We start from the raw sequence: 2,397 nt of genomic DNA, 5'->3' as shown, positions 1-2,397 counted from the left end.
TGTTTATAAGAAGGAGAATAATTATTTTCGGTTGTTGTAACTACATTTCCATTTGGAAAATATTCGGTACTGATTGTCTTTTTGTTTTGAATCCAATAAGTAGATAGGAAAAAAGTTAAATAGTCAATCTCTCTTTTGCATGAGATACCTCCTAAAAGAAACCAACATACTTCATCATTAAACTTCCATAAAAAACCTCTAAATAAAATTGATGAATTATCATTTAGATAAGCGGAAGATTCTTTATTAGGGTTACTATTATATTCATATTCATTTTTTTCAAATTTAGTAATATCATTATTACTGTTAAAAAAAGTAACATTGTCTAATAAACCTCTTTCAGGTCTATAAAAAGGATAATTAAAATTTAAAGGAGAATATCCATCATAATCGGTAAATTCATCCATATAAGGAAAATCATCATTACCTTCATGACTAATATATTCATATAATTTTTTATAACTATTTTGAGAATTTTTAGTATCTATTATTTTTTCTACAACATGAGTATAACCTATAGATTTTCCATTAATAGTGTTTAACTGCCAACCTGGATTATTTGAAGCGTAAAAATAAGTAGTCTTTGGATTCCCATTTCCTGGTAAATGAATATCACATCCAAAATTATTAACAATATGAGAAGAGTAATAAACTCCACTTGATTTATTTGTTCTTGGGTTTATATAAGAAAATTCTTTTCTTATTTTTCCCTTTATAGCATCATTAAGTTCTATATTACTTACTCTAATAGAACCAGACTTAGTACTTCCATTTTCTATTAAAAAACCTTTATTTAAATAATTTTGTTTCAAATTATCAGGAACAATAAATTCATCCAATTCATATTCTAATTGCATATTTCCTTCAGTAGGATATGTAATTTTTTTAAGATTCCCTCTTTTTGCGAAATCTAAATTTGGTAATAAATTTTCTCCGTAAGTAAAATTAGTATTATTAAACATTAATTTGCCTATCGAACTATTATTATTTGATCCATTATATACACCCCAGTAATCTTTACGATTACTTATTCTAGGGCCAATATTTCCTTCATAATAATCTATTTTATACTCTTCTTTTGTTAATTGATTTTTTACAGAATTTAAAAATAACCGTTTATTAATCCCTTCTAATTTATCTGAAATGGAATTGCTGTTTTTTAAATCATAAGAATCGGTGGTTACCCAATAAGACATATTGAGTACAAAATCTCTTATTATTTGATTTTGGTCATTTTTAACTAAAATTCTTTTTAAATAAACATCACCAGAAAGATCCTCTCTATAACTTCCATCATATTGACTACTATAAATAAACTCAATAACTCCACCTTTAAAACTTATTTGTTTAATTTTAGAGTCCTCTGCGTAGACTTTGTGATAAGAATAACAAATTTCTGGAAATGCAGGAAATCCAACCACATTAGTTGGATTTTTATGGATAATAATTTTTTCTGATGCCGAAATTAGATATGATTTCCCTAGCTGTTTAGAATTTGCTGTAGTATAACTAAAATCAATTCGATTATTTTTGTTAGGAGATTCGATGGATGAAATATAAATATTACCACGATACCTATTATCAAAGTCATCAATTTGATTATTACACGTATTTTGTTGCAAATATTCAAATCCATTAGATAAAAAAGTATAAATATTCCCATTTTCTTCTATAAAAGATAAAGGTGACCCATTCTTTTTAATTTTTCTATAAGGAAAAGTCAAAATATCATTAGTCTTAAAATCTAAAATAAATTTACCACTCCCTTCTAATGTAGAGTAAGAATAGATATCAGGTTCTAAGTCATTTGGAGCGAAACCTGATTTTACTAAGGAACCATCACTAACATTTCCATTATATCCTGATATTTTCCCAAAAGTATTTCTGTCTTCATTAGGATTAAAATTACTACTTATGATACTTTTATTTAAGTTTGAATTATCAGGATATCCCATAATTTGTTTAGAAAGAGAGACTCCTCCAATATTAAGCGTCCATCCTAGTCCCACTCTTGAAGCTATCTCATCTAATTTAATTCCTGAAGTATTATATTCTAATGATATTGGGAATTTTTTTCCTTCAAAATCAAATTCATAGATTGGTATAGAAATGTTGACAACTCCTGTAAAAGAACTTGCTGGAATATCTGTGTATTTAGAAAAAGCTGCTGCTTCTGGAGATTTAGGATAAATATTTTCTTTAAAGCCATTTGGGAAATATTGAAAATTACTTCCTGTAGTTTGTTGGCCAAAAGTGTTTCCTACGATTAATAAGGCAAATAAGATTATATTTTTTCTCATAATTACTTTTTAATAATTTTAATGGATTCGGTTTGGTTGTCGTGGTTAATTTTCAGGATGTAAACGCCGGCCGGATACTTTCCTAAAGAAACAGGCG

General features: G+C 27.0%; 2 protein-coding genes. Both read right to left on the bottom strand.

The window, feature by feature from the left end:
- A partial coding sequence (locus tag H277_RS0118330; RefSeq protein WP_019977080.1) for a hypothetical protein occupies nt 1–2,300 on the bottom strand: 2,300 nt, incomplete at its 3' end.
- Nucleotides 2,301–2,302: 2 nt separating this feature from the next.
- On the bottom strand, nt 2,303–2,397 hold a 95-nt coding region (locus H277_RS20590; protein WP_154652456.1), incomplete at its 5' end, for a T9SS type A sorting domain-containing protein.

The organism is Empedobacter brevis NBRC 14943 = ATCC 43319 (assembly GCF_000382425.1).
Lineage (GTDB): Bacteria > Bacteroidota > Bacteroidia > Flavobacteriales > Weeksellaceae > Empedobacter > Empedobacter brevis.
This window is presented reverse-complemented; position numbering and strand designations above follow the sequence as displayed.